At 64.0% G+C, this 25,573-nt stretch carries 24 protein-coding genes and 3 pseudogenes; 18 read left to right on the plus strand and 9 right to left on the minus strand.

What is annotated here, in order from left to right; all coding sequences use genetic code 11:
* Window positions 1-27: 27 nt before the first annotated feature.
* Window positions 28-921 carry a LuxR C-terminal-related transcriptional regulator gene (locus P6F26_RS09670; RefSeq protein ID WP_278028478.1) on the minus strand — a complete coding sequence of 298 codons (894 nt, stop codon included), beginning with the start codon at window positions 919-921 and terminating at the stop codon, window positions 28-30.
* A gap of 107 nt (window positions 922-1,028) precedes the next feature.
* Between P6F26_RS09670 and P6F26_RS09675 the strand changes: the two genes are divergently transcribed.
* From P6F26_RS09675 to P6F26_RS09705, 7 genes are read left to right on the plus strand one after another with little or no spacing between them, the layout of a single operon-like run.
* Entirely contained in the window at window positions 1,029-1,928 is a 900-nt protein-coding gene (locus P6F26_RS09675; protein ID WP_278028479.1) for a beta-keto acid cleavage family enzyme, read from the plus strand.
* A 35-nt stretch (window positions 1,929-1,963) separates the two neighbouring features.
* Entirely contained in the window at window positions 1,964-2,962 is a 999-nt protein-coding gene (gene dctP, locus P6F26_RS09680) for a TRAP transporter substrate-binding protein DctP (RefSeq protein ID WP_278028480.1), read from the plus strand.
* Between the two features lie 58 nt (window positions 2,963-3,020).
* Window positions 3,021-3,509 (plus strand): TRAP transporter small permease subunit, encoded by a 489-nt coding sequence (locus P6F26_RS09685; protein WP_278028481.1) that lies wholly within the window; start codon window positions 3,021-3,023, stop codon window positions 3,507-3,509.
* A 3-nt stretch (window positions 3,510-3,512) separates the two neighbouring features.
* Window positions 3,513-4,835 (plus strand): TRAP transporter large permease, encoded by a 1,323-nt coding sequence (locus P6F26_RS09690; protein ID WP_278028482.1) that lies wholly within the window; start codon window positions 3,513-3,515, stop codon window positions 4,833-4,835.
* Window positions 4,835-6,862, plus strand: coding sequence for an alpha-ketoacid dehydrogenase subunit alpha/beta (locus P6F26_RS09695; RefSeq protein WP_278028483.1), 2,028 nt, complete (start codon window positions 4,835-4,837; stop codon window positions 6,860-6,862). The genes P6F26_RS09690 and P6F26_RS09695 overlap by 1 nt, the downstream gene beginning before the upstream one ends.
* A 2-nt stretch (window positions 6,863-6,864) precedes the next feature.
* Window positions 6,865-7,269, plus strand: coding sequence for a RidA family protein (locus tag P6F26_RS09700; protein WP_278028484.1), 405 nt, complete (start codon window positions 6,865-6,867; stop codon window positions 7,267-7,269).
* Window positions 7,266-8,051, plus strand: a complete 786-nt coding sequence (locus tag P6F26_RS09705; protein WP_278028485.1) for an HpcH/HpaI aldolase family protein — start codon at window positions 7,266-7,268, stop codon at window positions 8,049-8,051. Before P6F26_RS09700 ends, P6F26_RS09705 begins: the two co-directional genes overlap by 4 nt.
* 202 nt (window positions 8,052-8,253) lie before the next feature.
* Here P6F26_RS09705 and P6F26_RS09710 read toward each other — a convergent pair.
* Both P6F26_RS09710 and P6F26_RS09715 read right to left on the minus strand, forming a co-directional pair.
* Window positions 8,254-8,526 (minus strand): annotated as a pseudogene (locus P6F26_RS09710) (hypothetical protein); the annotation flags it as partial.
* Between the two features lie 71 nt (window positions 8,527-8,597).
* The gene (locus tag P6F26_RS09715; protein WP_278028486.1) at window positions 8,598-9,365 is read right to left on the minus strand and encodes a class I SAM-dependent methyltransferase; all 768 of its coding nucleotides are present in this window, start codon (window positions 9,363-9,365) and stop codon (window positions 8,598-8,600) included.
* Window positions 9,366-9,544: 179 nt separating this feature from the next.
* On the opposite strand from P6F26_RS09715, the gene P6F26_RS09720 reads away from it, so the two are divergent.
* From P6F26_RS09720 to P6F26_RS09760, 9 genes are all read left to right on the plus strand, one after another.
* Window positions 9,545-10,612: a sensor histidine kinase gene (locus P6F26_RS09720; protein ID WP_278028487.1), complete on the plus strand. Its 1,068-nt coding sequence runs from the start codon at window positions 9,545-9,547 to the stop codon at window positions 10,610-10,612.
* A gap of 217 nt (window positions 10,613-10,829) precedes the next feature.
* A complete protein-coding gene (locus P6F26_RS09725) occupies window positions 10,830-11,864 on the plus strand; it encodes a LacI family DNA-binding transcriptional regulator (protein ID WP_278028488.1) in 1,035 nt (344 codons plus the stop codon).
* A gap of 334 nt (window positions 11,865-12,198) precedes the next feature.
* Window positions 12,199-13,521, plus strand: a complete 1,323-nt coding sequence (locus P6F26_RS09730) for an ABC transporter substrate-binding protein (RefSeq protein WP_278028489.1) — start codon at window positions 12,199-12,201, stop codon at window positions 13,519-13,521.
* 128 nt (window positions 13,522-13,649) lie between these two features.
* Window positions 13,650-14,597, plus strand: coding sequence for a carbohydrate ABC transporter permease (locus P6F26_RS09735; protein WP_278028490.1), 948 nt, complete (start codon window positions 13,650-13,652; stop codon window positions 14,595-14,597).
* A complete protein-coding gene (locus tag P6F26_RS09740) occupies window positions 14,594-15,532 on the plus strand; it encodes a carbohydrate ABC transporter permease (protein ID WP_278028491.1) in 939 nt (312 codons plus the stop codon). The genes P6F26_RS09735 and P6F26_RS09740 overlap by 4 nt, the downstream gene beginning before the upstream one ends.
* Window positions 15,529-15,717, plus strand: coding sequence for a hypothetical protein (locus P6F26_RS09745; RefSeq protein WP_278028492.1), 189 nt, complete (start codon window positions 15,529-15,531; stop codon window positions 15,715-15,717). The genes P6F26_RS09740 and P6F26_RS09745 overlap by 4 nt, the downstream gene beginning before the upstream one ends.
* 3 nt (window positions 15,718-15,720) lie before the next feature.
* Window positions 15,721-16,818, plus strand: coding sequence for an ABC transporter ATP-binding protein (locus P6F26_RS09750; RefSeq protein ID WP_278028493.1), 1,098 nt, complete (start codon window positions 15,721-15,723; stop codon window positions 16,816-16,818).
* Window positions 16,811-17,806 carry an ABC transporter ATP-binding protein gene (locus P6F26_RS09755; RefSeq protein WP_278028494.1) on the plus strand — a complete coding sequence of 332 codons (996 nt, stop codon included), beginning with the start codon at window positions 16,811-16,813 and terminating at the stop codon, window positions 17,804-17,806. Before P6F26_RS09750 ends, P6F26_RS09755 begins: the two co-directional genes overlap by 8 nt.
* 12 nt (window positions 17,807-17,818) lie before the next feature.
* A complete protein-coding gene (locus P6F26_RS09760) occupies window positions 17,819-19,453 on the plus strand; it encodes a dihydroxyacetone kinase subunit DhaK (protein WP_278028495.1) in 1,635 nt (544 codons plus the stop codon).
* Window positions 19,454-19,741: 288 nt separating this feature from the next.
* Here the strand turns inward: P6F26_RS09760 and P6F26_RS19685 are convergent.
* The 3 genes and pseudogenes from P6F26_RS19685 to P6F26_RS09775 form a co-directional block, all read right to left on the minus strand.
* Window positions 19,742-19,879 (minus strand): annotated as a pseudogene (locus tag P6F26_RS19685) (IS6 family transposase); the annotation flags it as partial.
* Window positions 19,880-19,957: 78 nt separating this feature from the next.
* Window positions 19,958-20,539 carry a hypothetical protein gene (locus tag P6F26_RS09770; RefSeq protein ID WP_278028496.1) on the minus strand — a complete coding sequence of 194 codons (582 nt, stop codon included), beginning with the start codon at window positions 20,537-20,539 and terminating at the stop codon, window positions 19,958-19,960.
* Window positions 20,540-20,748: 209 nt separating this feature from the next.
* Window positions 20,749-21,189, minus strand: a pseudogene (locus P6F26_RS09775) (integrase core domain-containing protein); the annotation flags it as partial.
* A gap of 134 nt (window positions 21,190-21,323) precedes the next feature.
* Here P6F26_RS09775 and P6F26_RS09780 point away from each other — a divergent pair.
* Window positions 21,324-22,154: a class I SAM-dependent methyltransferase gene (locus tag P6F26_RS09780; RefSeq protein WP_278028497.1), complete on the plus strand. Its 831-nt coding sequence runs from the start codon at window positions 21,324-21,326 to the stop codon at window positions 22,152-22,154.
* A 167-nt stretch (window positions 22,155-22,321) separates the two neighbouring features.
* Here P6F26_RS09780 and P6F26_RS09785 read toward each other — a convergent pair whose 3' ends face one another.
* From P6F26_RS09785 to P6F26_RS09795, 3 genes are all read right to left on the minus strand, one after another.
* A complete protein-coding gene (locus P6F26_RS09785) occupies window positions 22,322-22,978 on the minus strand; it encodes a hypothetical protein (protein WP_278028498.1) in 657 nt (218 codons plus the stop codon).
* Window positions 22,979-22,988: 10 nt separating this feature from the next.
* Entirely contained in the window at window positions 22,989-23,474 is a 486-nt protein-coding gene (locus P6F26_RS09790) for a hypothetical protein (protein WP_278028499.1), read from the minus strand.
* A 274-nt stretch (window positions 23,475-23,748) separates the two neighbouring features.
* Window positions 23,749-24,705 (minus strand): LysR family transcriptional regulator, encoded by a 957-nt coding sequence (locus P6F26_RS09795; RefSeq protein ID WP_278028500.1) that lies wholly within the window; start codon window positions 24,703-24,705, stop codon window positions 23,749-23,751.
* Window positions 24,706-24,806: 101 nt separating this feature from the next.
* Between P6F26_RS09795 and P6F26_RS09800 the strand changes: the two genes are divergently transcribed.
* Window positions 24,807-25,442 carry a sulfotransferase family protein gene (locus P6F26_RS09800; protein ID WP_430736736.1) on the plus strand — a complete coding sequence of 212 codons (636 nt, stop codon included), beginning with the start codon at window positions 24,807-24,809 and terminating at the stop codon, window positions 25,440-25,442.
* The last annotated feature ends 131 nt before the right edge of the window (window positions 25,443-25,573 follow it).

A 25,573-nucleotide genomic window follows, 5' to 3' on the forward strand; every position in this document is an offset into this window, starting at 1 on the left:
CGGTGTCGCGACCGGGCACGTGGAGCCTCAATCCGATAATCGGCCCGCCGATCTCAGGCGCGCGACGGCCTCGGTCCTATTCTGTACGCCGAGCCGTCTGAATATGCGCGTCATGTGCTGCTTGACCGTCCCCTCCGATAGTCCCAGACGATGCCCGATCACGCGGTTCAGCGCCCCCTCCGCCGCAAGCCGGAGGATTTCGAGTTGCCGACCCGTCAGAGCATTGATGGCTTCGTCCGGTTCTGCCGGTAGACCGGCAAGGTAGCCGGACTGATCTACCGTAACGGCAAGGTCGTTCGCCGCGGCGACCGAGCGGGCGACGGCGTCTAGCCGCGCCTCGATGCGGGCGAAGCCGTCGCGCTGATCCGGCGTCACGACGCTTGCGAAGGCGGCAAGCTCGGCGCGCAATTCGTCGAGGCGGTCGTGCACGTCCTTCGCCGCGATGGCGGAGAAGCGGTCTTCCGTCGTCTCGCTGTCACGGACCCGGACGAGCATCTCCGACAGGGTCTCCAGCGCCTCCCTCCGGTCATGGATGTCGAGCGCCACGCCGTCCCAGATGATTGAATGGTCTTTCTGCCTCCTCGGATGGCCGATGGAGCGGACCCACCTGTAGCTGCCCGAGGGGCTTTCGACGCGCACTTCCTCGTCGAGCGGCGTCAGGTCGCGCGCCGATTTCTCGAGAGCATCGATGAAGCGGGGGCGATCCTCGGGATGGATCCAGGCGTGATCGACCTCCGGACGGGACATCAGATCCTGCGGATCGAGCGCGAAAAGCTCCTTAACGCCCGAGCCCACATATCCGTAGCGATACTTGCCGTCGGCGGTGCGGACGCGCTGCATCGTGTGGCCGGGGAAGGTCCGGCCGAGCAGCGCCTCGACGGCACGCGCTGGCTTGAGGGATGGTTCGTTGGCGGAAGTCATATAACCAAGGTTATAAATCCAAAAGAAAATGCAGACAAGTTATAACTAATGTCTGGATTTCTGCGGCTGTCTGACGCAGCGTCGATGTCAAGCTGAGGGAGGAAGGCTTGCAAAAGATCATCATCGAGGCCCGTGTAAACGAGCTCGCGTCGCGAAAGGGCAATCCGTACGTCCCCTTCCTTCCGCGGGAGGTCATCGCGGACGCGAAGGCCTGCTACGACGAGGGCGCAGCGATCGTCCATTTCCATGGACGCATGGCGGACGGCGCGCCGAACCACGACCCCGCGTTCTACCTCGAGACGAATGCGGGGATCCGCGCGCAGTCGGACATCCTTATCCATCCCACGCTCGGCTACGTGGCCAACGACTCCGACGCGAAGGGCCGCTTCTCTGCCATCGAGGAAATGATGAAGCAGGCGGAAACGGCCCCGGACTTCGCGCCGATGGATACCGGCAGCGTCAACGTCGATTGGTGGAACCCGGAGGAGGGCCGCTACGACACGACCGAACTCATCTACAAGAACTCCACAGGAACGCTCATGCATTTCGCAGAGCGGATCCGGCATTACGGCCTGACGCCTTATCTCGTGAGCTGGAACGTCAGCTTCACCCGCCAGATCGAGCAGTTCCTGAAGATGGGTGTGCTGCAGGCGCCCGCCTACATCTGCTTCTGCATGACCGACGAGATCATCTTCGCGGGCCATCCCGGCACCGCGAAGGGCCTCGACGCGCACACCGCCTTCCTGCCGGAGGGGTTCGACACGGTCTGGACGGTCGTCAACTACAAGGGCGATCTCTTCGAGCTGACCGAGAAGATCATCCGCGAGGGCGGCCACATTTCCATAGGGCTCGGGGACTACGCCTACACCGAGGGCGGGCGGAACCTCACGAACGCCGAGGTCATCGCGAAGGTCGTGGCGCAGGCCCGCGCGATGGGGCGCGAGCCCGCGACCGTCGCGGAGGCGCGCGAGATCCTGAAGATGCCGAAAAAACGCATCGCGGCCTGAGGCGCGGGCGACCGATCACCAATGGGAGGAAAGACATGAAGATCCGGACCGCCCTTATGGGCACCACCCTCGTTCTGGCCGCGGGCGCGGTCTCGGCCGAGGAATTCCGCATGCAGACGTTCCTCGGCGCAACGGCCGCGACGACGCAGGCTTTCGAGGCGATGGCCATCGAACTTGCCGAGGCGACCGACGGCGAGGTCGAGATCAGCGTCCTGCCCGGCGGCGCCGTGGTCGGCGCGGGCGAGACCATCGAGGCCATTCAGAACGGCATCCTCGACGGACAGTACACGGCTCCCTCCTACTTCGCGGGCTCCGACCCCGCGCTCGGCGTCCTCGGCGACACGCTCGCGGCCTATCCCGACAGCGCCACGCGCGACCGTTGGTTCACCGAGGGTGGCGGGCTCGAGCTCGCGCGCGCGCTCTACGCGCAGTACGACATGATGTTCATCTGCCCGGTCTACTGGCCGCCCGAGCAAATCCCTTCGACCGTGCCGATCGAGACGGTCGCGGACTTCGAGGGCCTGCGGATGCGGGCGCCTGGCGGGCTTGCCTCGGACCTTCTCAGCCGCGCGGGCGCCTCGCTCGTGACGATGGGCGTGGGCGAGAGCGTGACGGCGATGGAGACAGGGCAGCTCGACGCCACCGACCTCGCGAACGTGGCGCTGAACTGGGCGCTCGGCATGCATAACCAGGCCATGTACTCGGTCCTCGCGCGCCACTCGATGGCGGTGACCGAGATGTCCGTCTCCATGGACAAGTGGAACGCCATCAGCCCCGAGGCGCAGACCGCATTTGAGGACGCCTGCAACGCCATGTCCGAGGGTCTGGTGACCACGCTGACGGAGCAGGACGCCGAGGCGATGGCCGCGGCCGAAGGAGCCGGCGTCACCTTCATCGAGTTCGGCGAGGAGGAGGCCGATATCTTCCGCGGCATCACGCAGGAGGTCTGGGCTGACTGGGGCGGGCGCAGCCCGAACGCGCAGGCCATCGTCGACAGCCACCAGGCGTTTCTCGAAACCCTCGGCCTGAACTGAACCGGGGGCGGGGCCGGTCGCCCCACTGGCCGGCCCCAACTTCGCGGAGCCTTCCCCAATGTCCTTTCTCGAGCGTTTCGCCCTGGCCCTCGGTCGCGCCTCCGCATGGGCCTTTGCCGCCGTCGTGCTGCTGATGGTCTACGAGGTGGTCGCCCGCTACGGCTTTCACAGCCCGACCATCTGGGCGCACGAGGCTTCGGTCGCGCTCGCGAGCTTCGCCTTCGTCATGGGCGGCGCCTACTGCATGGCCGAGGGCACGCATATGCGGATCGGGTTCCTTACCGATGGACGTCCGTCGCTCAGGCGGGTGTCGTGGTGGATGACCGTCGCGGCGGGCACGGTCTATCTTGCGGGGCTCGCCTACGGGGCCTTTCGGCAGGCCGACCGCGCGATCTTCCGCTTCGCACTCGACGGCTCCTGGAACCCCGAGCGGTCGGGGTCGACGCTAAACTCGCCCCTCCCGGCCTACCTCAAGGGACTTCTGTTCGTGGGAGCTGTCCTGTTTCTCCTGGTGCTCCTGCGCCAGGCGTTCCGTCGGGCGGACTGAACCTTGGACATCGGGACCATCACCATCCTCATCGTCAGCGCGATGGCCGCGCTTCTGATGCTGGGCGTACCGCTCGCCTTCGTCTCGGGCGCCATCGCGGCCGTTCTCGCGGTGACCCAGTTCGGCCCCAACGCGCTCTTCGTGCTGTCGAGCCGAACCGCCGAGTTTCTCGACAGCTTCGCGCTGATCGCCGTGCCGATGTTCGTCATGATGGCGAGTTTCATGGAGAAATCCGGTGTCGCGAAGGATCTCTACCGCGCCTTCCATGTCTGGGCGGGGACGCTTCGTGGCGGGGTCGGTGTCGTCACGATCTTCGTCGCCGTCATCCTCGGCGCCACGACCGGCATCATCGGGGGCGAGATAGTGCTTCTCGGCCTCATCGCGCTGCCGCAAATGCTGCGGCTCGGCTACGACAAGCGCATGGCCATCGGGATCATCACGGCGGGCGGGTCGCTCGGCACCATGATCCCGCCCTCGATCATCCTGATCTTCTATGGGCTCACAGCCGAGGTGAACATCTCTCACCTCTTCCTCGCCACGCTGATGCCGGGCCTCATGCTGGCGAGCTTCTATGCGGCTTACGTCCTTTTCCGCTGCTGGCGAAATCCTGCGCTCGGTCCCGCGCTGAGTGGGGAGGAGGCCGACATCCCGCTCGGGGAGAAGGTCCGTCTCTTCGGCGGCGTCGCGCTGCCCATCGCGGTGGCGGGTGGCGTGCTGTTCTCGATCTACGCGGGGCTTGCCTCGATCACCGAGAGCGCGGCGCTCGGCGCCTTCGGCGCGGCGGTCGCGGCCTGGGTGCGGGGGACACTGTCGCTCACCATGATCCGCGAGGTCGTGATCCAGGCGCTTCGGACCTGCGGCATGGTCTTTTGGCTCGTGTTCGGGACGAACGCGCTGATCGGGGTCTACAATCTGATGGGCGGGATCGACTTCGCCTCCACGCTCCTCGGCGGGGTGTCGGAGAACCCCGCGATCATCCTCATGGTCATGGTCGCGGTCTTCCTCATTCTCGGATTCTTCATCGACTGGATCGGGATCCTCTTCCTGACCATGCCCATCTTCCTGCCGGTCCTGACGGATCTTGGCTACAATCCCATATGGTTCGGCATCGTCTTCAACCTCTCGATGCAGATCGCCTACCTGACGCCGCCCTTCGGGCCGGCCTGCTTCTACCTGCAGGGTGCGGCGCCGCCGGGCGTCACGCTTCAGGACATCTTCGCCGCCCAATGGCCCTTTATCGGCATCCAGATCGTGGCGCTCGCCATCGTGATCCTCTGGCCGGACCTGTCGCTCTGGCTGCCGCGGCTCGTCTACGGGAACGTGTGATGGCGGATGTATCGATCCTGAAGGGGTTGACGCCCGCCGCCACCAACGCCGTCGGCCCCGAGGACCGGCGAGCCGCGCTCCGCCTCATGCTGCAAATCCGCCGTTTCGAAACTCGCACGAAAGAGCTGTTCCTCAAGGGTGTCATCAAGGGAACCGCCCATTCCTCCGTCGGTCAGGAGGCCATCGCCGCCGGCGCCTGCCCGGCGCTGGAGGAGCGCGACTTCATCCTGACGCACCATCGGGGCCACGGGCACACTATCGCCAAGGGTGCCGACATCCGGCTCATGTTCGCCGAACTCATGGGCAAGGCTTCGGGTTATTGCGGGGGCCTCGGCGGGTCGATGCACATCGCGGATTTCGAGCGCGGCATCCTCGGCGCGAACGGGATCGTGGGGGCAGGCATCGGCCTCGGGACCGGCGCGGCGCTCGCTGAGAAGCTGAACGGGACCGGCGCGATCGGGATCACCTTCTTCGGCGACGGGGCGGCGAACGAGGGCATCTTCCACGAGGCGATGAACCTCGCCGCGATCTGGCAACTGCCTCTGATCTTCTTCTGCGAGAACAACCAGTACGGGCTTTCGACCCGCACCGAGGACGTGACCGCCGGCCCCTCCATCGCGGCCCGCGGCGACGCCTACGGCGTGCCGAACGCGCGGATCGATGGCAACGATCTGGCCGCGATCCGCGAGGCGGTGACGCGGGCGGCGCTCCGAGCTCGGGCGGGCGAAGGGCCGAGCCTCATCGAGGCGCTGACCTATCGCTGGGACGATCATTCGATGCGCGCCAACCTGCCCTCCTACCGCACCGGCGAAGAGGAGGCGGTGTGGAGAACCGTCGATCCCATCGTGCGCCTCGAGGCCGAGATGACCGAACGCGACGGGCTGTCGAAGGCGGCCTATGACGCGCTGGTTGAGGAGGCCGAGACCGAGATCGAGGCGGCCATCGACTGGGCCATGGAGCAGCACGAGCCGGCGATGGTGGACGCGATGGGCTATGTCGCGCCCGCCCGCCCGACGATCTCCACCGCACCGCCCCCGCCCGGCGACCGCGCGATCACCTATGTCGAGGCCATTACCGAGGCCTTCGTGCAGGAGATGGAGCGTGACGCCGACACCATCCTCATCGGCGAAGATGTGGGCCGGATCGGAGGCATCTTCGGGCTCACGCGCGGGCTCCATGAACGCTTCGGGCCCGAGCGGGTGCGGGATGCGCCGATCTCGGAGGGTGCCATCGCCTCCTGCGGGGTCGGTGCCGCGCTGCGTGGCAAGCGGGTGATCGTCGAGGCGCAGCTCTGGGATTTCGTCACGCTGATGATGGACGCCATCGTCAACCAGGCCGCCAAGGCGCGCTACATGCTGGGCGGCAAGGCCCGTGTGCCTATCGTCTTCCGCGGCCCCCAGGGCGCGGGCATCCGGCTCGCCGCGCAGCACACGCAAAGCCTCGAAGCGCTCTTCGCCAACATCCCCGGCCTCGAGGTCTATGCGCCTTCCACGGCGTATGACGCGAAAGGTCTGATGATCGCCGCGATCCGCCATGACGGACCCGTGGTCTTTCTCGAGCACAAGCTCCTCTATCTCGGCCAGCCGCAGCCCGTTCCCGAAGCGAACTACGCTATCGAACCCGGACGCGCGCGCGTCGTGCGCGAGGGGCACGACTGCACCGTGGTCGCCACGCTCGCGATGGTCGAGCGGGCCGTTCAGGCCGCCGACCGGCTCGCCCGCGAGGGTATCGAGGTAGAGATCATCGACCCCCGCACGATCAAGCCGCTCGACATGGACACGATCTGCGAGAGCGTCCGAAAGACCAACCGCGCCGTGGTCGTCCACGAGGCACCGCTTTTCGGCGGCTTCGGGGGCGAGATCGCGGCCGGGATCATGGAGCATGCTTTCGACTGGCTTGATGCGCCCGTGACCCGGATCGGTGCGCCCGAAAGCCCCGTGCCCTACAACGACCGGCTGGAACGCGAATGGATGCCCGACGCGCGCCGTATCGCCGAGGCGGTGAGGAAGGTCTGCTACAGGAGGTGAGAATGACGACACGCAAGGTCATCATCCCCGAGGGGATGGAGAACATCCACGACACCTACCACTACGCCCCAGGCATCCTCGTGGGCGACACGCTCTACCTCTCGGGGCAGGTGGGCCGCGACGAGAACCTGAAGGTCGTGGAAGGCACCGAGGCGCAGTTTGTGCAGGCCTTCGAGAACGTGGGCAAGGTCCTGAGGGCGGCGGGAGCGACGTTTGAGGACGTCGTGGAACTCGAGACTTGGTTCGCGGATTCGATGGCGGACCTGAAGACCTTCCTCGCCGTGAAGGACCGGTATTTCGTGAACCGCTATCCGACCTGGACGGGCTTCGCGGTCAAGGGCTTCTCGATGCCGGGCATTCTCGTCGAGATCAAGTGCAAGGCGGTGCTTGGGATATCCGACGCATGAAGGGGCTCGGCGATATTCTGGGGGTCCCCGGCCGGACCTTCGGGACGTGGAGCCAGATCCACTCGCCGGAATTGATCGACATGCTCGGTCTGAACGGCTTCGACTTCATCGTCATCGACTGCCAGCACGGACCCTTCGGCATCGAGACTGCAGAACGCATGGCGCGCGCGGCCGCGGCGTCCGGCCTTGCCGCCGCCGTGCGTGTCTCGCGTCTAGATGAGGTGGAAATACTCAAGGCGCTCGATTCCGGGATCTCTCACGTGATCGTGCCGGACGTTGCCAGCGCGGCAGAGGCCGGGCGCGCGGTCGCCGCCACGCGTTTCGCGCCGCATGGCACGCGCGGCGCGTGTCCTTGCGTGCGCTCCGGGGGTCACTTTGTGCGGGACTGGCGCGACTATGCCGCGCGCGAGGAGGCGCGGACGGGCGTGGTGGCGCTTGTCGAGAGTGTCGATGGTATGGGCGAAATCGAGGCAATCGCTGCCACGCCCGGTCTGGCCGCCCTAATGGCCGGGCCGTTCGATCTGTCGGTCTCCATGGGGCTCGGGGGAGACTGGCGCGCGGCCCCTGTCCGCGAAGCCCTGCGCCGCCTCGTGGCAGCCGGCCGCGAGCGGGGGCTACCGGTAGTGATGCCTGTCTTTTCTCCTGACCCCGTCGAGTGCAGGGACCTCGTCGAAAACTGGGCTGAGGAGGGTGTGAGCTGCTTCATGCTAGGCTCTGACAAGATCCTGATCGCCAACGCGTTCGGCCAGTGGATCGACAGCGTGGCTGACCGCACGACGTGAGGTGGCGGAAACGCAGCGAATTGTCACTTTCAGGCCGCGCGTAGAAGGTTTCCTGACGGCCGCTTCATCCACCCTGCGGAAGCTGAACGAGGTGAGGTGAACGAGGTGAGGTGAACGACCGATGTGGGGTGCTGGCAGACTAATTCGAACCAGTCTCAGCTAGGCCAGTAACGCTGTACCCTATGCCGAGCAGGGCAGCCGCTCCGACCTCCTTCAGCGCGGCGCCATGGGACCGCAGCTTGTCGGTGACGATTTCCCGTGCCTGCGCATCGCTTTCCTGAGGAATTTCAACGCGGTCTTCTTGTTTCGCGTCCTTGTAACCCGAGGACTTCTCGTGGCTGATCTCGACACCGCGCTCGTGCAGCAGGTCATCGACGTTGCGGAGCGACAGCGGGAGCCGGACATGCATCATCACCGCCAGGCGAATGATCCCAGGGTTCGTCTTGAACCACTTGAAGCGGCTATTCTCAGTCATACGCCCGCTACCGAGCCCCCTGCCCCGCCTCAAGCCACCGTTCCTCTGACAAGTCCCCCGGGGAGGTCCGATCAGGACGATTTGACCGCGACGATGCCCATACTCGTGCGCGACGGGGGGCCCGCAGGAAAGGCATAGGTACGTTCGACCTCGAACCCGACCTCCGTGAGCAACTCGAGCATATGCTCCTTCTGAAAAGTCCGGTGCCGCCATTGCAGCCAGATGATGGCATTGCACCAATGCGGCTTGGAAAAGACGAGGTAGAGCAATCCGCCGGGGCTCAGCAGTTCGCTGATCTCCCGCAACGCCGCCTTGGGATCATCGCAATGCTCGATGACATGGGACGCGAGAGCAACGTCGAAGACCTCGACATCGACGGCGCCAAGAAGACCTTGAACGAGCAGCGGTTCAACGCCGCGACGCCTCAGTGCGAAGTCGCTCCGCTCGAGCATTCCCCTGCTGGGGTCGAGCAGAGTGATCGAGGCTGGCCTGCCACGACTCGCGATCCAGGCCTCGGAGAAAGCCGCTGTCCCGGCGCCGATGTCGATGACCCGCACGCGACGATGCGCCGGTTCTTCGCCATCCGTAATGAACCCGAGATAGGCATCGTAATATCCCAGCGTTCGCATCTTGTCGCCCCAGCGGGGCGCCACGCTGTCGTAACGATCTTCAGACGGGATGGGCGGGCCGTTCATGGCGTTGCAGTGCCATAGGACGGAAACTTTCTCCAGCCGAATGTCGGCGGTGTCCGCCGCTCGCTCCACGAAGCCCGATAGCGGTGCTGACAGACCAATTCGACGCAGACTCTGCTCGGACAGGGAACGGGCCCGGCGGCTCACGGTTCTGGTCTTGATTTTGACGCCAGGTTCAAGCAGGTGGTGAAGCCAGCAGCAGGCCCGTGGTCGTTTTGGCAGAATATCAGTGGGGTGTCTGCAGCCTGTCGCTTCCTGCGAAGCCATGAAGGCCAGCGTCAGGCCCAGTCAGAGTGGTCGAACCCGAAACGGAAAATCCTCGATACATGACACCACTGGAAGTCACCGACAGCGAAAGCCTGCTCTACGCGTCGATGGAGCATTCCCCCATCGGCATGGCGCTGACGCGCATGGATGGCTCATGGATCGACGTCAATCCGGCCCTTTGCGACATCCTGGGATACAGCAAGTCGGAACTGATGGTGGCCGGTTTCAAACAGGTGACCTTGCCCGAGGATCGCGAGGCGACCGTTCAGACCGCGCGCGCCCTGGTGGCGTCTGGCCAGAAGAGCGTGCGGCTGGAAAAGCGCTACATCCATTCGAGCGGACGGATCGTCGAGGCAGTCCTGTACCTGACGGTCGTGCGCGATGCTGCGAACAAACCGACCATGTACATCTCGCAGATCACCGATGTCACGGCGGCGCGGCAGCTCGAATACCTGAAAAGCGAGTTCATTCGGACGGTGAACCACGAACTTCGCACGCCGCTGACCGGGATCATGGGTGCATTGAAGTTGCTCGAGGCGACAACGGCAAAGGATCTGCCGGAGACGGCGCAGAACCTTCTGAACATTGCGTGGAGGAATTCCGGACGCCTGAAGTCGCTTCTGGACGATATTCTTGAAATGGAACAGGTCGTGGTCGACCAGAGCCTCGGTGAGCCCGAGGAGGTAGATCTGGCCGAAGTGGTCAAAGCCGCCGTGGCCGCGGTGCACGAAAGATCCGAAGCGGCGGCCATTCCCGTGCGTGACGTGTCCGACGCGGCCTCGGTCATCTGCCAGACACATTCGCAGCGGCTGCTGCGGGTGCTGCAGATCCTTCTGTCGAACGCGATAAAATATTCCGATCCCAGCGGCGAGGTTACGGTCCGTCTCGAGCGTCTGGACCGCACGGCGCGCGTCAGCGTGCGCAACACTGGCCTGCCCATCCCCGGTGCGATGCGTGACCATATCTTCCAGCCCTTCGTTCTCGGGGAACCTTCCGATACCCGCCGCAAACAGGGCGGCGGACTTGGCCTTGCGATCGCGCACAACCTCACGACCTCGATCGGGGGCAGGATCGACTTCACCAGCGACGACGCGGAAACGCGGTTCTGGGTGGACATTCCAAGCTGAAAAAGCTCGGCGAGGGCGGCGGCGCGCTTCAGCTTGAAGTCGTTGCGTTGCCCCGCATCGAACCAGGTTTCCCCGAGAGAGCCGCGGGGCTGAAGCCTTGCCGGATTTCATGTTCGGGCGACACGGGTTTCCGTTTGCAGCACGCGAAGGATTCGATGGCGGCGCCTTGATTGACGTACCTCAGGTGCATGGCTAGATTTGGCGCCTTGGAGGCGGAATGAGCAAGCCCACTGTCCATGATATCGCGAAAGAGGCTGGCGTAAGCCTGGCGACGGTGGACCGCGTCCTGAATTCCCGGCCCGGTGTAAGGGACGCCACCATTGCCCGGGTGCAGGGCGCGGTTGACCGGCTTGGATATGTCAGGGACACGACGGCTGCAAATCTCGCGCGCCAGCGACAGTACCGGTTCGCCTACCTGCTGCCGGAAGGGCCGAGCCAATTCGCCAGCGGCCTAAAGGCGGCGCTGAAGGAGGCCAATTCGGAGCAGATCACCGATCGCGTGATGCTACGGGTGCTGACGGTGCCGGCGAACGATCCGAACCGCCTGGTCAAGGCGATCCGGTCCCTGAACCCGGATCATTTCGACGGCATCGCGATGATGGTCCCGGAGACGCCGCAGGTGAGGGATGCCGTCGGCCGGCTGAAGGAGGCCGGCCTCGCTGTCGTGGCCGTGGTTTCGGATCTTCCGAACTCACAAAGGGACTTCTTCGTCGGCATCAACAACCTCGCCGCAGGCCGGACGGCTGCCTCGCTGCTCGGGCGCTTCACCAGGATGCCGGGCGAGGTGCTCGTGGTGACGAACTCGCTGCGCTCTCGTGACAGCCTTGAGCGCAGGCTCGCATTTGACGACGTGATTTCCGAACGCTTTCCGCATCTTACCGTGCTTCCAACCATCGAGTCCTTTGACAATCACGAACGACTGGAACAGTTGGTCACCGCATCGATCGCGCGCCGCCCGAACCTCAGGGCGGCCTACTCGATGGGAGCCGGCAACGCCGCAGTATTGAACGCCGTGCGCAAGAGCGGGCGGGCCGGTGACATTACGGTGCTCGCACATGAACTCACCCGCGCCACGCGGGAGGGCCTCCTGGACCACACCCTCGACGCGGTGATCACGCAGAACGTCGGGCACCTGGTGCGAAGTTCGATCAGGGTGTTGCGGACACTCTGTGACGGCTTGCCGATCTACGAGGCGCAGGAGCGCGTCCGGATCGAGATCGTGCTGAAGGAAAACCTCCCCGAGCTCACGTAGAGGGCTCGAGCGCCGAAGGCGGCAACCCCGACGAATCGAGCGGACGGGAACAAATCGCGGTGGCCCAGGACCCCACCGCGCCTTTCCTGACCGCCGGCCCTCCACCCGTTCACGCTGTTCGGAACCGGGGCTGGGGCGAGGCTGTCTCTCGCGCATCCTTCTGAATTCCCGCCACGAATGCGTGGCAAGAACCGGCGACAGATCGCGGCCGCATCGGCGTTGCAAGATTCCATTGGACATGAGGTACGTACCTCAGATATTTCAAGGCAGGCACCTCCGGACGTGCGGCGGTGCGGCGCGCGCACGCTGCGCAGAAACTGGGAGGAAAAGTCTGATGAGGAAGACACGCCTATTGGCGGCCACGGCATTGACCGCGGCAACGGGGTTCGCAGCCACCGGTGTCCAAGCCGAGGAACTCACCCTTTGCTGGGCGGCTTGGGACCCGGCAAATGCCCTGGTCGAGCTGTCGCAGGACTTCGAGGAACAGTCCGGCCACACCATGAACTTCGAGTTCGTGCCATGGCCGAACTTTGCCGACAGGATGCTGAACGAACTGAACTCCGGCGGCCAGCTCTGCGACCTGATGATCGGTGACAGCCAGTGGATCGGAGGCGCCGCAGAGGCCGGCCACTACATCCAGCTCAACGACTTCTTCGCCGAGCAGGGCATCTCGATGGACGACTTCATCCCGGCCACCGTGACGGGGTACTCCGAATGGCCGAAAGGTACGCCGAACTACTGGGCGCTTCCCGCCTTCGGCGACGTGGTCGGATGGACCTATCGCCGCGATTGGTTCGAGCGGCCTGAACTTCAGGCCGAATTCCGGGAAACGTACGGCTATGAACTGGCTGCTCCGGAGACGCTCGAACAGTTGCGTGACATCGGGGAGTTCTTCCAGGGCCGCGACATCGACGGCACGACCGTCTACGGCATGTCCATCTACACCGAACGCGGGTCCGAAGGGATCACGATGGGTGTCACCAACGCGCTCTACAACTACGGCTTTACCTACGGCCCCGATGGCGACCCGTACCAGATCGAGGGCGTGGTGAACTCGCCCGAGGCCGCAGCGGGTCTCGAATTCTACCGAAGCCTTTACGAATGCTGCACACCTCCGGGCTCTTCCGACTGGTACATGTCGGAGAACATCGACGCCTACCGCTCCGGCCAGGTGGCGATGCAGATGAACTTTGCCTTCATCTGGCCGGGCGTGAACGCCGATGAGAACGTCGGCGGCGATCGCTCAGGGTATTTCCCGAACCCCGCCGGACCGGGCGGCCATTTCGCGCAGCTTGGCGGTCAGGGCATCTCGGTCGTTTCCTACTCCGACAGCATCCCCGCCGCGCTCGAATACATCGCATGGTTCGCGCAGCCAGAGGTGCAGGCCCGCTGGTGGGAAATGGGCGGCTATTCGGCACTGCGTGCCGTTGTGGAAGACCCTGGTTTCGCGACCAGCCAGCCCTACGCGCAGACCTTCCTCGACTCCATGGCGATCGTAAAGGACTTCTGGGCCGAACCGGCTTACGCCGACCTTCTCCTGGCGATGCAGGAGCGCGTGCACAACTACGTCGTGGCCGGCAACGGCACCGCGCAGGAAGCGCTCGACGGCCTGGTCGAGGACTGGGTCGAGGTCTTCGAGGACGAAGGACTGCGCTAACTCCTGGGTCCGACAGTCCCCCCGGGTCACCGAACCGGGGGGACGACACCTTGCAGGTATCGGCCGATGCCCGCGCAGTCTGCGGCAAGGACAACACTCGCACCACAGAGAAAAGGGGAGGATGTCCCATGGTTGAGACAGCGGCCAGCCGCGTCGCCAACGCGACGCCACCACGTGTGGCACGACGCATCCGCGGGCTTTCGGACCGGACGATCGCCTGGATCTTTGTCGCGCCCACGATTGCCCTGCTTCTGGCCATCAACATTTTCCCGCTGATCTGGACCATCCGGCTCAGCTTCACGGATTACCGGGTCAACCGGCCCAACAACGAGGTCGAGTTCATCGGGCTGCGCAATTACGAGCGGATCCTGACCGACCCCGACATCTGGGCCACGATGCAGGCGACGGCTCATTTCCTGTTCTGGACGCTGTTCTTCCAGGTCGTGATCGGCTTCGCACTGGCGTGGCTCATCAACCGGAAGTTCAAGGGAAACGACCTCTGGACGACGATCATCGTGCTGCCGATGATGCTCTCTCCGGCGGTTGTCGGGAACTTCTGGACCTTTCTCTACCAACCGCAGATCGGGCTCTTCAACTACGTGATCGCCTTTTTCACCGGGGCCGATGTCACGAGCTTCAGCATGATCGGGGATGTCCACCTCGCGCCATGGGCCATCGTGATCGTGGACACCTGGATGTGGACGCCCTTCGTGATGCTGATCTGCCTCGCCGGGCTCAGGTCGATCCCGGACTCGATCTACGAGGCGGCGGAATGCGACAGAGCATCCACGTGGCGTCAGTTCTGGACAATCACGGTGCCCATGGCGCTGCCGTTCCTGATGCTGGCCGTTCTCTTTCGGGGCATCGAGAACTTCAAGATGTTCGACCTGGTGGTGCAGCTGACCGGTGGCGGGCCGGGCAACACCACGACACTCACATCCATCGACCTCAAGCGTGAGGCGTTCGAGCGCTGGCGCACGGGCTACGCCTCGGCCTACGCCGTGATCCTTTTCGTCACGGTCTTCGGGCTCGCATCGATTTATGTGAAAGCGCTCAACAAGGTGAAAGAGAGATGAGCGGCTATTCCATCACCGACCCCTCGCGCGGGCAGAAGTGGATCGCGGGCATCCTCGTCGTCACCTATGCGCTGATCACGATCATGCCGCTTCTTTGGATCATCTCCACCGGGTTCAAGACGCAGAACGATGCGATCTCCTATCCGCCGGAAATCCTGTTCGAGCCGACGCTCGAAGGCTACGTCAACCTTTTCACCACGCGCACCCGGCAATCGGAGGAGGACCTTCAGGCCAACCCGCCCGAGACGTGGTATGACGAGATCGTCCACGATCGCGGCATGGCCATCGTCGGCCCCTCCCGATATGGCGAACGGTTCCTCAACTCGGTCATCATCGGGTTCGGCTCGACCTTCCTGTCGGTATTCCTGGGCACGCTCGCGGCTTATGCCTTCTCGCGCTACCGCATCCCGCTCAAGGACGATCTTCTGTTCTTCATCCTGTCGACACGGATGATGCCGCCCATCGCGGTCGCCATCCCAATCTTCCTGATGTTCCGGGGCCTCGGGCTGTCGGACACCCATGCCGGGATGATCCTGCTCTACACGGCGGTGAACCTGTCCCTGTCGGTCTGGCTTCTTAAGGGCTTCATCGACGAGATCCCGCGCGAATACGAGGAAGCGGCGCTGATCGACGGCTACACGCGGTTCCAGGCCTTCTACAAGGTGGTGCTGCCGCAGGCGGCGACCGGGATCGCCTCGACCGCCATCTTCTGTCTGATCTTCGCGTGGAACGAATACGCCTTCGCCGTGCTGCTGACCTCCGGCAACGCGCAGACCGCACCGCCATTCATTCCCACGATCATCGGCGTGACCGGGCAGGACTGGCCCGCCGTCGCCGCCGGCGCGACCATCTTCCTCGTGCCGGTCATGGTCTTCACGATCCTCCTGCGCAAGCACCTGCTCAGGGGCATTACCTTCGGAGCGGTCCGCAAATGAGCAGTTTTCTCGACGGTCTTCTGCGGCTGCGCCGTGGCCCCTGGGAAATGGTGGCGAGCATCCTGATCGCGGCCGGCGTCGTGATGCTGATGCAGCCCTTCGTCCTCTGGGCCTTCTCGTATTCCTTCATCGTCACGCTGGTGGGGACCGTCCTCTTCATCATCGTCAGCCATTTCCCGGATTGAACCATGGCCGAGATCGTCATCCAGAACCTGCGCAAGGAATTCGGTGACTTCACCGCCGTGCAGTCATCCTCGTTCAAGATCGAGGACGGCGAGTTCTTCATGCTGCTGGGCCCGTCGGGCTGCGGGAAGACCACCACCCTGCGGATGATCGCAGGGCTCGAATTGCCGACATCGGGCGAGATCTACATCGGCGGCGAAGAGGTCAGCCGCAAGCGCGCGAGCGAGCGGGACATCGCCTTCGTCTTCCAGATGTTCGCCCTCTACCCACACCTCAACGTGCGGCGGAACATCAGCTATCCGCTTGTCAGCCAGGGGATGCCGAGGGCACAGGTCCGCGAAAAGGTGACGGAAGTCGCGCGCATCCTCGATATCGCCGACATTCTCGACCGCCCGGTTGGCGGCCTGTCGGGCGGCGACCGTCAACGCGTCGCGCTCGGCCGCGCGATCGTGCGCGATCCCAAATGCTTCCTCATGGACGAGCCGCTCGGCGCGCTCGACGCAGAATTCCGGGAACGCATGTCCGAGGAACTCCGCGCGCTCCATGACCGCATGGGGGCGACTACGGTCTACGTCACCCACGACCAGCTCGAGGCGATGCAGATGGGCGACAAGATCGTCGTGATGAACCACGGCGTGGTCGAACAGTTCGGCACGCCGCAGGACATCTACGACAAACCCGCCACGATGTTCGTGGCGGATTTCATCGGCTCGCCGTCGATGAATTTCCTCCGCTTCCACGGCAGCGCCAAGGCGGGCGCGACCAGCGTGAACCTGCACCACCAGCCGCTTGGCGTTCCCGTTCTGCGTGAATCCTACGACGGCGACATGGTCTATGGCGTGCGGCCCGAGCACATCCGCCTTTCGGACGCCGCGGGTTATCGCGGCGGCGTCATCGCCACCGAATACCTCGGCACCACCCAGATCGTCACGCTCGAGACCCAGAACGGCGAGTTGAAGGCGCGCATCGCGTCGGACCAGGTGGCGCGCGTCGGCGAAACCGTCGGACTGGAATTCAACGGCGCGACCGTGACGCTCTTCGACAACCAGACCGGCCGGGCGATCCGATCCGAACTGAACGAGGGGGTGCTTTCCCATGGCTGATGTCGCGCTCCGGAACGTGACCAAGACCTTCGGCGCGACGGTGGCCCTGGACGACGTCTCGCTCGAGATCGAGGACGGCGCCTTCGTCGTGCTTCTGGGCCCTACCGGCGCGGGCAAGACGACAACCTTGCGCCTCATCTCCGGCCTCGATCGTCCCGACGCCGGAAAGATCGAAATCGACGGACGCTCCGTTCTGAACGACACGCCCGCGCAGCGCGACGTGGCGATGGTCTTCCAGCAGTACTCGCTCTACCCGCACATGACCGTGCGGGAGAACCTTTCCTTCCCCCTGCGTTCTCCGATCCTGCGGACGCCCGAGGACGAGATCCGGCGCAAGATCGCCGAGGTTGCCGAGGTGCTCCGCATCTCGCACAAGCTCGACAACAAGGCCACCGCACTGTCGGGCGGCGAGATGCAGCGCGTCTCCATCGGGCGCGCGCTTGTCCGGGATCCGTCGATCTACCTGATGGACGAGCCGCTCAGTTCACTCGACGCGAAGCTTCGGGCGGAACTGCGCGTGGAGCTGAAGCGGATCCACGCGACGCTCGGGGCAACCCTGCTCTATGTCACCCACGACCAGGTCGAGGCGATGACCATGGCCACCCATGTCGGCGTGCTGGACCAGGGCAAACTCGCGCAGTTCGGCACCCCGCGCGAGATTTACGAGAACCCGAGGAACCTCTACGTGGCGGGCCGGCTCGGTCTTCCGCGCATCAACGCGCTTCCGGCCGATCTCTTCGCCGGCGCGCCCGCAGGCGCCAGGACCGTCGGGCTTCGGCCCGAGCACATACAGCATGGCGAAGGCAAGACATCGAGGGTCATGCGCATCGAATATCTCGGCGACCAGACCCGCCTGCACCTGAAACTCGACGGGCATGACATCGTCACGCTCACCGACGTCCACACCGATCTGGAACCGGGCGACAGCGTCGCCATTCAACCCCGCAACGCACTCTACTTCGACGCCAGCGGCGCACGTATCGCCTGAGGAGGCCGGCCAATGAACAAGTTCATCAATAAGAAAGAGATGTTGGTCACCGAGGCGATCGACGGCTCCCTGCGAACCGCCGGCGGCCGTCTGGCCCGGCTCGACGGATATCCGCACATCAAGGTCGTCCTGCGCACCGACTGGGACCGCTCGAAGGTCGCACTGGTTTCCGGCGGCGGCTCGGGGCACGAGCCAAGCCACGCTGGCTTTGTCGGCCAGGGGATGCTGACGGCCGCAGTCTGCGGGGAGGTCTTCGCCTCCCCCTCGGTAGACGCGGTCCTTGCCGGCATTCTCGCGGTGACGGGCAAGGCAGGTTGTCTGCTGATCGTCAAGAACTACACGGGCGACCGGCTGAACTTCGGCCTCGCAGCCGAGCGCGCGCGGGCGCAAGGTCTCGACGTCAACATGGTCATCGTGGACGACGACGTGGCGCTCCCGAACCTGCCGCAACCGCGCGGCGTCGCTGGAACGCTCTTCGTTCACAAGATCGCGGGCGCGCTCGCCGATCAGGGCGCGGACCTCGCCGCTGTGACCGAGGCGGCCCAGCGTGTCATCAAGGGCGTCGTCTCGATCGGAATGTCGCTCGACACCTGCACGATCCCCGGCTCGCCCAAGGAGGATCGCATCGCGCCGGGCAAGGCGGAACTCGGGCTCGGCATCCACGGCGAGGCCGGCATCGAGCAGGTCGATTTCTCGAACGCGCGGGACGCGATGGAGATGGTCGTGAGCCGCCTCGCGCCCAGCCTTTCGCCCGGACCCCATGTCGCGCTGCTCAACAATCTTGGCGGTGCGACACCGCTCGAGATGTCCGTTCTCGCGGAAGAACTCGTCCGCTCGCGTATCGGCGAGCAGATCCGCTGGCTCGTCGGGCCCGCGCCGTTGATGACCTCCCTGGACATGCAGGGCTTCTCGGTGTCCCTCCTCCCGGTGACCAAGGCCGACGAGGCCGCCCTCATGGCGCCGGTCGCGCCCTGGCCCTGGCCGGGCTGCCTGCCCGTCGGAGAGATCGCCGTCGAACCCCTCCCCGACGGGTTGACCCCGATCCAGCCGATCCCGTCACGGAATGACCAGACGAGGGCCTTCATCGAACGCTGCTGCCGCATTCTGATCGAGGCCGAGGCCGAACTGAACGCGCTCGACGCAAAGTCCGGCGACGGCGACACGGGCAGCACGCTTGCGACCGCGGGACGCGCGCTGATCGACGCGCTCGATCGTCTGCCCCTGGCGGACCATACGCAGCTCTACCGCGCGATCGGCCTCGAATTGAGCCAGACGATGGGCGGTTCCTCCGGCGTTCTCCTCGCTATCTTCTTCGCAGCGGCCGGAGATGCATCGGCAAGCGGTCAGGACGCCATCGGCGCGCTAAAGGCGGGCCTCGATCGCATCCAGCAGGTCGGCGGCGCACGCCCCGGCGACAGAACGATGATCGACGCGCTGTTCCCCGCGCTCGAGGGCCTCCACAATGGCATTGATGAAGCCGCGAAAGCTGCCCGCGAAGGCGCTGACGCCACGGCCCGGATCACGCGGGCCAGAGCCGGCCGGGCGAGCTATCTAGCCGAGGAAAGCCTTGCGGGCCACAATGACCCCGGGGCGGAAGCTGTTGCCATCCTGTTCGAGAAAATCTCGGAGATTTCCCTCACCACCTAGTGCTCTGCGCCTGACGTAGGGCTCCCGATGGTGGTGTCAGACGAATTCGAACCAGTCTCAGCTAGGACAGCGCCGCTGTCCCTTATGCCGCGCATAGACCGCGCCACTCGGCGAGAGCGGCGGCGCGGTTGGCCTTGAAGAGGGATCTTCTGGAGAGGCTGCGTTCGCTGTTGAAATGGTTGGTGACGGAGGCGAACTTCTGGAGACTTCGCATGCGTCGGAACCGGAGCATCGCCCGTTCGCGTCGTCGGAACGGCAGGTGCGAGTTCTCGGCCCGGTTGTTCAGCCAGAACTCTCGACGCCGCGTTCGTGCAGCATGTCCTCGACGTTGCGCAGCGACAGCGGGAACCGGACATACATCATCACCGCCAGGCGAATGATCTCGGGGCTCGTCTTGAACCACTTGAAGGGGCCGGGTCGGGTCATACTACGACGCTACCGAGCCCCCTGCCCCGCCTCAAGCCAGGTTTGTTTGACAAGACCGGGTCGGGTCATGCCGTGAGGCTACCGAGCCTCCTGCCCGGCCTCAAGCCAAGTTCCTCTGACAGTGCCCTTCCTTCGCCTCAGCGCCCCCAACAGCCCGATTGCGGCAGTCAACAAAATTGCGCTCGCAGGAACAGGGATGGCCGAGAGTTCTCTGACGATCAATTGCGACGAACCATCGGCGAAAGTCCCAACATTGAACGTGCTGATGTCCAAGGCAAGGGTAGACGAACCGGAGAACGATGCTTGGCCAGCCAAATTGACGCCTATAGCACTGAGCAAGGCGAAATCGTCGTCGCCGTCGTCATCAAGAAAGAGTCTTGTGAGAGTTGCTGTCTGCCCGCCAAATGATACAGCAAGGTCACCGGATATCGGCAGCTCTGTAAACCGACCAGGTATGCTATCAGCCGCGATATAGTCACCGAACTGGAAGAAAATGGTTCCTAACGCGTTGCTGGCACCGCTCTCGATAGATGTGCCGCTCGCTGACACCAAGGTTGTGCCACTACCGCGCGTTCCTTCCAAAGTGAACGTAGCAGCCGCGAGGGGAGACCCAGCAAGGAAACACAACGTCGCCGCAAACATGGAGGCAAGTTTTTTCATATGATAGCAACCTTCTGCAACAACGGCCTGATAAACAAGTGACGTAAAAGGTGCGAGGATTCGCACTAGATGTAAACGGTGCCGGACGTTGATCAAAGGCGATGAACTTAAACACGCCCGAAAGGCGCGCGGCCTGTCCCGCCGTGCCCTTGCCGATTTGACCGGGCTGCATCCCTGGCATGCCCCCACTGAGTGGTCCAGTTTCAGTGTTAGTGCATGATGGGTCTCGGATCCATCGGGATGATGCTTTCAGGGGCCGGCGGGCGATAGCGGAGGGCGCTGTGCGGGCGGACGGTGTTGTAGTGGACACGCCACTGCTCGATGACGATCCTGGCCTCGCGGACTGAGTAGAAGACCTCGCCGTTCAGCAGTTCGTCCCTGAGCCGCGCGTTGAAGCTCTCGACGTAGCCGTTCTCCCAGGGTGAGCCGGGCTCGATGCAGGCGGTCCTGGCGCCGACCGCGGCGATCCAGTCCCGGACGGCTGTGGCAACGAACTCAGGACCGTTGTCGGAGCGGATGTACTCGGGTGGTCCCCTCAGGATGAAGAGATCGGTCAGCGCGTCGAGGACATCGATTGAGTTGAGTTTGCGGTCGACACGGAGCATGAGCGCCTCCCGGGTGAACTCGTCGAGTATGACAAGGATGCGATATGGTCATGCGCCGACGCTAACCAGCCCCCTGCCCCGCCTCAAGCCGGGTTTGTCTGACAAGACCTGGCAAAGATATCTACGGAAAACCAGAGACCTGTGGTAGTTTTTTCCCCGATTAAGTTGGAGATCCGCACATGACGAACGCTCAATCGGTTTCTGATCATTGGGGCAAAGGCGACGTTTATGCGCGCATCCTGGAAGCAATGGAACTCGCTGGGATCGACCCCGTTTTTGCGACCATCGAAGATCTTGCACCTGTTGATCATTTCCACGCACGCGGCTTTCCCGCAACCGTAGACCTTGCAGATGTCTTGCCGATCCAGGAGGGCGACCGGCTTGTCGACATCGGCTGTGGCATCGGCGGTCCCGCCAGATACTTGGCCAAACGCTTTCGCTGCCATGTGGATGGTCTCGATATAACCAAGCCCTTCGTTGAGGCCGCGGAGCGGTTGAGCATGCTTATCGGAATGGAGGACATGGTGGAGTTTCGACATGGCGACGGCCAGAAACTCCCTTACAGCAATGAAGCATTCGACGGCGCTTACGCGCAGCATGTCACAATGAACGTGCCCGACCGAGACGGCTTCTTCGCAGAAGCCTTCCGTGTGCTGAAGCCCGGCGCGTTCTTTGCGCTGACAGAGCATGGGCTCGGCGAGGTTGGGGAACCACATCACCCTGTCCCTTGGTCAGAAGACGGAACCGGCGCTCATCTGATGCGCCCATCAGACACCGTCGCCGCCCTTGAGGGGGCCGGGTTTTCCCGGATACAAGTTACGAATACCGGTGAAGAATACTTGCAAGCCTACAAGGCTGCCATCGAGCGCATCGAAAAAGGCAAGGCCCCGGTGTTCGGGGTGCATATTCTCTTGGGCGAGCTCGCGCCGCAGATCGTCAGAAATGCCGCTCGGAATATCGAGGAGGGCAGAACCCATCCGGTTCAGATTGTCTGCTTCAAGTCAAAATAGAGGTCCTGTCAGAGCAAATCGCTGAAGGCGCCCTTACCGCTCCATCCGCTGTGAGATGGACGCAAAAACCTGTTCTGTAAGGAGAAAAGCCTTGCAGAATACTTCGCAGGAGAACAGCCCGGCTATAATTAACTAACGAACGAGTTTTATCTGACAGAGCCCTCGCGTCAGAACCGCAATCCGAAGAACACGACCGCCAGCGGTACGGGAGAGACGGCAAGCGCGATCGTCGCGAGGGTCGCCAACGGCGAGAAGATGCCGCTGAGCCCTGCCATCAGCATGATGCCACCCCCGCCGCCGATGACCGAATTTCCCGGCGTGTTCACGGCCACCGCCAGCGCGACGTAGCGATACCGTATGGCAAGCCGAAGTGCGCGCGCCGACTGCCCGTCCAGCAGCATCGCCAGACGCTCGTCTCCCGACAATGGGCCGGCTCGGGCGACCAGATCCGCGGCCCGGTGCATCCGCAGGGCCGACAGGACCCGCCGCAACACCTCGATGGGCAGGAAGCGCCCCGCAGTGTAGGCGAGCATCATGGATGCCACGGTGCAGACATAGATCAGCGGAGCGATGGCCGCGCCGAAGGCCGCGAGCATGGCCAGCCCGATCTCGGCCCCCGGCACGAAGGGGAGCGCCAGCAGCCCGATATAGGCGACGGCGCCGAACATGATCATGCGGTGAACCTGCTGTTCGTTGTCGGGCCGGATCTGCAGGTTCAGAGCATCGCGGATCATGTGCGCGCCCCATGTGGCCAGCACCAGCAGGGCGATCAGGATCGCGACGCGCAGGAGGATACGGGCCAGCGATGGGCCGGCTGGGCGCATTGTGCGGATCTCAGCCCGACGAAGCGATCGCGGCGTCGAAATCGGTTTCCGTGCCGGTCGCTTCAAGGACAATCTGATTGGTCCAGTACCAGCGGCGCGTGGTCCAAGTCCCCTCGGCCGTGAGCGCAGCGCCATCGACCTGACCGTAGAAGACCACCGTGTGCGGCGCATCCGGGCAGACGGTCGTGGCCGTGAAATGGATCACGCCGTCGACGTCCTTGGTCTGGTAGTCGGACCAGCCGAAATCGCAGTAGTTCTGGCAATCGACGGACTGAAACTTTCCGTCCCGGAACAACAACTCGTCATCCAGCACCGCACCGCTTTCCACGTCGACACCTAGGACCGTGAAGGCCCGGCCGTCGAGCGCGCCGGTCGAGGCCCATGCGCCCTCGGGCACCTGAAGGTCGGGAATGTCCCCGTTCATCACCGACATCGTGGCGGCGCCGGTGCCTAGCGTCGCAATCGCGATCGCAGCCACTTGAATCATCTGGGTCATGACGATCTCCATTGAGCGTCGAAACCAAAGTCGGTCGAAGCAAGGTGGTGCAGTTAAGCTAACTTATGGAGGAACAAAACAAAACCTTTTCTCCGCGCTGGCGTGGGCCGGACCGACTTCGGGCAATGCGTGTTCAGGTCCGTTGGTGCTTCTTCATCGACACACTTCTGGGATGAGCCGGCCTGCCAAACGGGCAATTGACTAGCTATTGCAATTGCCCGCCTTGGCAGTTGGGCTCTCAGATGCTGACCGATTGTTGAGCGGGGCTCACAATTCACGGGTCGGTCATGGCGCTGGCCTGCTCCACGAGGCGGTCCGCCTCGGAGTGGAGCTCGGCATAAGTCGTCAGCACAATCTCGCGTATCCATTTCGATGCCGGATCGTTGGCAAGGCGCGACGACCAGAAAAAGCGTGTGCGGAACGCCGCCGGCGTGATCTGCGGAACGACCGGGCGCAGGCCATAGGTCTGCATGTCCCAGGCCAGCATGATCCTCGGAAAGGTCCCGATCAGGTCGCTGGCTGCAAGAAGCGGACCGAGGCTGGAGAACTCCGAGATCAGCGCACCGATGGTCCTATCGGGTGGCTTGCCATCGGCGGGATTGTCGAGGGGACTGCGCGCGTCGTTCGCGATATTCACCTGGACATGCGGATAGCGCGACCAGGCCTCCGGGCCCCAGTCGGCCAGCGCGGGATGGCCGTCGCGAAGGAAACTGGTCCACACGAAGGGCGCGACCTCGACCGCATCGAGGCCGTCGGGCAGCCGGGTCTCGCCGCCCAGATGGGCAATGTCGACCAGTCCCTCCGCCACCGCAGCGTAGACCTGCCGGGGCGCGGACAGCCACTCGAGCTTGACGCCCGGCGCCTCGGCCCGAACTTTTCTGATGACGTCCGAGAGAAACCGCCCGCTGATCGGGCACGCCACGCGGAACACGCGGTCGCTGGTGGCCGGATCGAAGGGCTCGGGCACCGCGAGGACGCGCTTGATGCTGCGCAGGATCGGGCGGACGTCCTCGATTAGGGTGAGCGCGAAGGGGCTTGGCTGCATGCGCCCTGCGACCCGGACCATGAGCGGGTCCCCGACCTGGTCGCGCAGCCGGGCGAGCGCGTGGCTGATCGCAGACGGCGTCTTGCCGAGCGTCTCCGCCGCCCCGGCCACGCTGCCTTCCGACATCAGCGCCTCGAACACGACGAGAAGGTTCAGGTCGATCCGGTGAAGCTGAATCTCCTTCATGACCGCTGAAAACCTTTCGTTTGTGCATGAGGCCATCATTGGCCAACCTGATCTCACGCTTCAACAAATTCCGCGAAACACCAGCAGAAGGACCCACGCGAATGGGACTGAAGATCATTGGCTCCGGATTTGGCCGGACGGGAACGATGTCGACGAAAATGGCCTTGGAGCAGCTGGGCTTTGGCCCCTGCCATCACATGGTCGAGGTCATGGGCAATCCCGCCCAGCCAGCGCACTGGAAGGCCCGCGCGGAAGGACAGGAAATGGACTGGGCGGAGGTCTTCCAAGGCTATCAGGCCCAGGTCGATTTCCCCGGCGCCTCTGTCTGGCATGAGTTGTCGATCGCCTTTCCCGATGCGAAGGTGATCCATACGGAGCGCCCCGAAGACGAGTGGTGGGCCAGTTATTCCGCGACGATCGGCAAGTTCTTCGAGCACCGCAAGAGCCTGCCCCTGCCGCCGCCTGTCGCCGACGTGTTCGAGACCATGGACAAGCTTCTGATCGGGGACGTGTTCGGAGGTCTCGACCGTGAGCGCTCGATCGCCGCCTACCGGCGCAACAACGAGATGGTGCGCGCGAAGATCCCGGCCGAGAGGCTGCTTGTGTTCACGCCCGCGGACGGGTGGGAGCCTTTGTGCGGCTTCCTCGGCTGCCCCGTTCCCGCGTCGCCGTTTCCGCGCAGCAACGCGCGCGAGGAATTCTGGGCATTGTTCGGAGGCGAACCAGCCGCGGCCTGACGGGCGTCTTGCCGCGCCCGGAGGCCGAGGCCTGCCACTGACCTGCCGTTCGCGCATCCCATGCGAACGGCAGGTTTGTCCGCAACTCGGTCATCGGGACGGGCGGCAGCGAACGGCCGCAATGGCGAACG

The sequence above is a fragment of the Roseicyclus salinarum genome (assembly GCF_029624655.1).
Taxonomy (GTDB): Bacteria; Pseudomonadota; Alphaproteobacteria; order Rhodobacterales; family Rhodobacteraceae; genus Roseibacterium; species Roseibacterium salinarum.

Excerpts from the sequence above, each read along its gene's own strand:
- P6F26_RS09670 (WP_278028478.1), bottom strand. The coding sequence starts at position 921 with ATGACTTCCGCCAACGAACCATCCCTCAAGCCAGCGCGTGCCGTCGAG.
- dctP (WP_278028480.1), top strand. The coding sequence starts at position 1,964 with ATGAAGATCCGGACCGCCCTTATGGGCACCACCCTCGTTCTGGCCGCG.
- P6F26_RS09685 (WP_278028481.1), top strand. The coding sequence starts at position 3,021 with ATGTCCTTTCTCGAGCGTTTCGCCCTGGCCCTCGGTCGCGCCTCCGCA.
- P6F26_RS09695 (WP_278028483.1), top strand. The coding sequence starts at position 4,835 with ATGGCGGATGTATCGATCCTGAAGGGGTTGACGCCCGCCGCCACCAAC.
- P6F26_RS09700 (WP_278028484.1), top strand. The coding sequence starts at position 6,865 with ATGACGACACGCAAGGTCATCATCCCCGAGGGGATGGAGAACATCCAC.
- P6F26_RS09705 (WP_278028485.1), top strand. The coding sequence starts at position 7,266 with ATGAAGGGGCTCGGCGATATTCTGGGGGTCCCCGGCCGGACCTTCGGG.
- P6F26_RS09720 (WP_278028487.1), top strand. The coding sequence starts at position 9,545 with ATGACACCACTGGAAGTCACCGACAGCGAAAGCCTGCTCTACGCGTCG.
- P6F26_RS09725 (WP_278028488.1), top strand. The coding sequence starts at position 10,830 with ATGAGCAAGCCCACTGTCCATGATATCGCGAAAGAGGCTGGCGTAAGC.
- P6F26_RS09730 (WP_278028489.1), top strand. The coding sequence starts at position 12,199 with ATGAGGAAGACACGCCTATTGGCGGCCACGGCATTGACCGCGGCAACG.
- P6F26_RS09735 (WP_278028490.1), top strand. The coding sequence starts at position 13,650 with ATGGTTGAGACAGCGGCCAGCCGCGTCGCCAACGCGACGCCACCACGT.
- P6F26_RS09740 (WP_278028491.1), top strand. The coding sequence starts at position 14,594 with ATGAGCGGCTATTCCATCACCGACCCCTCGCGCGGGCAGAAGTGGATC.
- P6F26_RS09745 (WP_278028492.1), top strand. The coding sequence starts at position 15,529 with ATGAGCAGTTTTCTCGACGGTCTTCTGCGGCTGCGCCGTGGCCCCTGG.
- P6F26_RS09750 (WP_278028493.1), top strand. The coding sequence starts at position 15,721 with ATGGCCGAGATCGTCATCCAGAACCTGCGCAAGGAATTCGGTGACTTC.
- P6F26_RS09755 (WP_278028494.1), top strand. The coding sequence starts at position 16,811 with ATGGCTGATGTCGCGCTCCGGAACGTGACCAAGACCTTCGGCGCGACG.
- P6F26_RS09760 (WP_278028495.1), top strand. The coding sequence starts at position 17,819 with ATGAACAAGTTCATCAATAAGAAAGAGATGTTGGTCACCGAGGCGATC.
- P6F26_RS09770 (WP_278028496.1), bottom strand. The coding sequence starts at position 20,539 with ATGAAAAAACTTGCCTCCATGTTTGCGGCGACGTTGTGTTTCCTTGCT.
- P6F26_RS09780 (WP_278028497.1), top strand. The coding sequence starts at position 21,324 with ATGACGAACGCTCAATCGGTTTCTGATCATTGGGGCAAAGGCGACGTT.
- P6F26_RS09785 (WP_278028498.1), bottom strand. The coding sequence starts at position 22,978 with ATGCGCCCAGCCGGCCCATCGCTGGCCCGTATCCTCCTGCGCGTCGCG.
- P6F26_RS09790 (WP_278028499.1), bottom strand. The coding sequence starts at position 23,474 with ATGACCCAGATGATTCAAGTGGCTGCGATCGCGATTGCGACGCTAGGC.
- P6F26_RS09795 (WP_278028500.1), bottom strand. The coding sequence starts at position 24,705 with ATGAAGGAGATTCAGCTTCACCGGATCGACCTGAACCTTCTCGTCGTG.
- P6F26_RS09800 (WP_430736736.1), top strand. The coding sequence starts at position 24,807 with ATGGGACTGAAGATCATTGGCTCCGGATTTGGCCGGACGGGAACGATG.